This is a genomic window from Methylobacterium sp. CCH5-D2, assembly GCF_001556475.1.
Taxonomy (GTDB): domain Bacteria; phylum Pseudomonadota; class Alphaproteobacteria; order Rhizobiales; family Beijerinckiaceae; genus Methylobacterium; species Methylobacterium hispanicum.
The window spans coordinates 1-3,629 of the sequence record NZ_LSIX01000979.1 but is presented as its reverse complement, the minus strand read 5'-3'; the positions used below and the strand labels follow the sequence as shown (position 1 = coordinate 3,629).

General features: G+C 70.3%; 1 protein-coding gene. It reads left to right on the top strand.

Annotated elements, in window-relative coordinates:
* The first annotated feature begins 256 nt into the window (after positions 1-256).
* A complete protein-coding gene (locus tag AX737_RS26460; protein WP_066926669.1) occupies positions 257-3,571 on the top strand; it encodes an efflux RND transporter permease subunit in 3,315 nt (1,104 codons plus the stop codon).
* Positions 3,572-3,629: the final 58 nt, after the last annotated feature.

The following is a 3,629-nucleotide window of genomic DNA, read 5'->3' as shown; positions in this document are numbered from 1 at the left end:
TCCCTCCCCCCTCTGCGGGGGAGGGTGGCCCCCACCCGAGCCGTAGCGTCCCGGACGACGCGCGGGTCCCCCCTCCCGTGCGGGAGAGGGACAGGGTGAGGGATCCGGAGCCATCCGGAGAAGCCGCAGCGTCTCCGCGGCTATGGCCAGACCTTTCCGGAGAGTTCTCGTCCCTCACCCCAACCCTCTCCCGCACGGGAGAGGGGGCGCGTTGCGGTTCCGGCGCCTTCATGGAAGAGCGCGCGGGTGTCGGCCCGTGAACATCTCCGAGCCCTTCATCCGGCGCCCGGTGGCGACCACGCTGCTGACCATCGGCGTGCTCTTGGCCGGCATCTTCGCCTTCCTGAAGCTGCCGGTGGCGCCGCTGCCGCAGGTCGATTTCCCCGTCATCCTCGTGCAGGCCCAGATGGCGGGCGCTTCCCCCGAGACCATGGCCACCACGGTCGCGGCGCCCCTGGAGCGCCGGCTGGGTGCCATCGCCGACGTCAACGAGATGACGTCCACGAGTTCCCTCGGCACGGTGCGCATCGTCCTGCTGTTCGGCCTCAACCGCGACATCGACGGCGCCGCCCGCGACGTGCAGGCGGCGATCAACGCCGCGCGCGCCGACCTGCCCTCCGCACTGCGCACCAACCCGACCTACCGCAAGTTCAACCCCGCCGAGTCGCCGATCATCATCCTGGGGCTGACCTCGGACACGCTGACGCCGGGCCAGCTCTACGATTCCGCCGCCACGGTCGTGCAGCAGAAGCTCTCGCAGCTGCCGGGGGTCGGCAACGTCGATATCGGCGGCTCGTCGCTCCCGGCGGTGCGCGTCGAGCTCGATCCGACCGCGCTGTTCAACTACGGCATCGGGCTCGAGGGCATCCGGGCGGCGCTGGCGTCGGCCAACGCCAACTCGCCCAAGGGCGACATCGACGTCGGCGACCGCCGCTACCAGCTCTACGCCAACGACCAGGGCCGCAAGGCCGAGGATTACCGCGACATCGTCGTGGCCTACCGCAACGGGGCTGCGGTGCGCCTCACCGACGTCGGCCAGATCCGGGACGGGGTCGAGGATCGGCGCAACCTCGGCCTCGTCAACGGCCGGCAGGGCGTGATCCTGTTCGTCTACAAGCAGCCGGGCTCGAACGTCGTCGAGACGATCAAGGGCGTGAAGGACGCCCTGCCGCAGATCGCGGCGGCGCTGCCCGGCGGCATCGAGATCAAGCTGACGGGCGATCGCAGCGCCACCATCCGGGCGACGCTGGCGGCCACCGAGGAGACCCTGCTGATCGCCGTCGCCCTGGTGATCCTCGTCGTCTACGCCTTCCTGCGCTCGGCCCGGGCCACGCTGATCCCGGCGGTCGCGGTGCCGATCTCGATCGTCGGCACCTTCTCGGCGATGTACCTGCTGGGCTTCTCGCTCAACATCCTGTCGCTGATGGCGCTGATCATCGGCACGGGCTTCGTGGTGGACGACGCCATCGTGGTGCTGGAGAACATCCAGCGCCACATCGAGATGGGCAAGTCGCGCGTCGAGGCGGCGCTGGCGGGGGCGCGCGAGGTCGGCTTCACGGTGGTCTCGATGAGCCTGTCGCTCGTCGCCGTGTTCCTGCCGATCCTGCTGATGGGCGGCCTCGTCGGGCGCATCTTCCTCGAATTCTCGCTCACCCTGTCGCTCGCGATCCTGATCTCGCTGGTGCTCTCGCTCACCACCACGCCGATGATGTGCGCGCGGCTCCTCCGGCCGGAGACCCGCGCCAAGCGCCCGAACATCGTGCTGCGCGCGTTGGAGGGCGGGTTCGAGGCGATGCTGCGGGCCTATGCCCGCACGCTCACCGTCGCGCTGCGCCATCCCCGCCTGGTGCTGCTCTCGCTGCTCGCGACCGTGGGGCTCAACGTCTACCTCTACGTCATCGTGCCGAAGGGCTTCTTCCCCGAGCAGGACACGGGGCAGATGATGGGCGGCATCCAGGCCGACCAGCGCATCTCGTTCCAGTCGATGGAGAAGAAGATGCGCGAGGCCGCGGCCATCGTGCAGGCGGACCCGGCGGTGGACAGCGTCGTCGCCTTCACGGGCGGGCGCGGCACGAACTCCGCCAACGCCTTCATCGGCCTGAAGCCCCGCTCCGAGCGCGACCCGATCTCCGCGGTGATGGCCCGCCTGCGCCCGAAGCTCGCGCGCGTGGCGGGCGCCAGGCTCTACGTCTTCCCGCGCCAGGACCTGCAGATGGGCGGGCGCCAGAGCTTCGCCCAGTACCAGTACAGCCTGCAGGGCGACACGGCGGCGGAGCTCTACGCAGCGGCGCCCAAGCTCGTCGCGATGCTGCAGAAGGACCCGACCTTCTCGGACGTCACCTCCGACCAGCAGGAGGGGGGCCTGGAGAGCCGCATCGTCATCGACCGGGCCACCGCCTTCCGGTACGGCATCACCCCCGACAAGATCGACAACACCCTCTACGACGCCTTCGGCCAGCGGCAGGTCTCGACGATCTACAACCCGCTGAACCAGTACCACGTCGTGATGGAGATCGACCCGCGCTACCTGGAGACCCCGGAGAGCCTGAAGCAGATCTTCGTCTCGACCTCGGGCGGCAAGGCGCGGGGCTCGGCCACCACCAACGCGGTCGCCGGCACGGTGGCGGCGGGCGGGACCGCCAACGTCAACGCGACCACGACGGGCGCGGCGACCACCACCGACACCGCCTCGGCCATCGCGGCCGATTCCGCCCGGAACGCGGCCGCCAACGCCATCGCGGCGTCCAAGGGCGGCGCCTCCTCGGCCGCGCCCGTCTCCTCCGCCAAGGAGACCATGATCCCGCTCTCGGCCTTCGCCCGCTTCGAGACCGGCAACGCGCCCGTGCAGGTGAGCCACCAAGGCCTGTTCGTGGCCACCACGATCTCGTTCAACCTCGCGCCGGGCAAGAGCCTGTCGGACGCGACCGCGGCGATCGAGCGGGCGATGGCGGAGCTGCGCCTGCCGGCCACCATCCACGGCTCGTACTCGGGCGCGGCGAAGAACTACCAGTCGAGCGCTTCGCGCCAGCCGCTGCTGATCCTGGCCGCGATCCTGGCCGTCTACGCGGTGCTCGGCATCTTGTACGAGAGCTTCGTGCACCCGCTCACCATCCTCTCGACGCTGCCCTCGGCCGGCATCGGCGCGGTGCTGGCGCTGCTGGTGACCGGCACCGAGTTCTCGATCGTGGCGCTTATCGCGGTGTTCCTGCTCATCGGCATCGTGAAGAAGAACGCGATCATGATGGTCGATTTCGCCCTCGATGCCGAGCGCACGCGCGGTCTCGCGCCGGCGGAGTCGATCACGGAAGCCTGCCTCTTGCGCTTCCGCCCGATCATGATGACAACCTTGGCCGCGCTCCTCGGGGCGGCGCCGCTGATCGTCGGCGGCGGCGAGGGCGCGGAACTGCGCCAGCCCCTCGGCATCGCCATCGTGGGCGGCCTGATCGTGAGCCAGATCCTGACCCTCTACACCACCCCCGTCGTCTACCTCGCCCTCGACCGGCTGCGGCACCGGGTCAACGCCCGGCGGCGGCGCCGCGGCGGGCCCGCGGTGCTGCAGGCGGGGGAGTGAGCGTGTCGGAGGTCATGAAGTTCCCCTCCCCGCCCCGCGGGGACGGGATCCCCCGGAC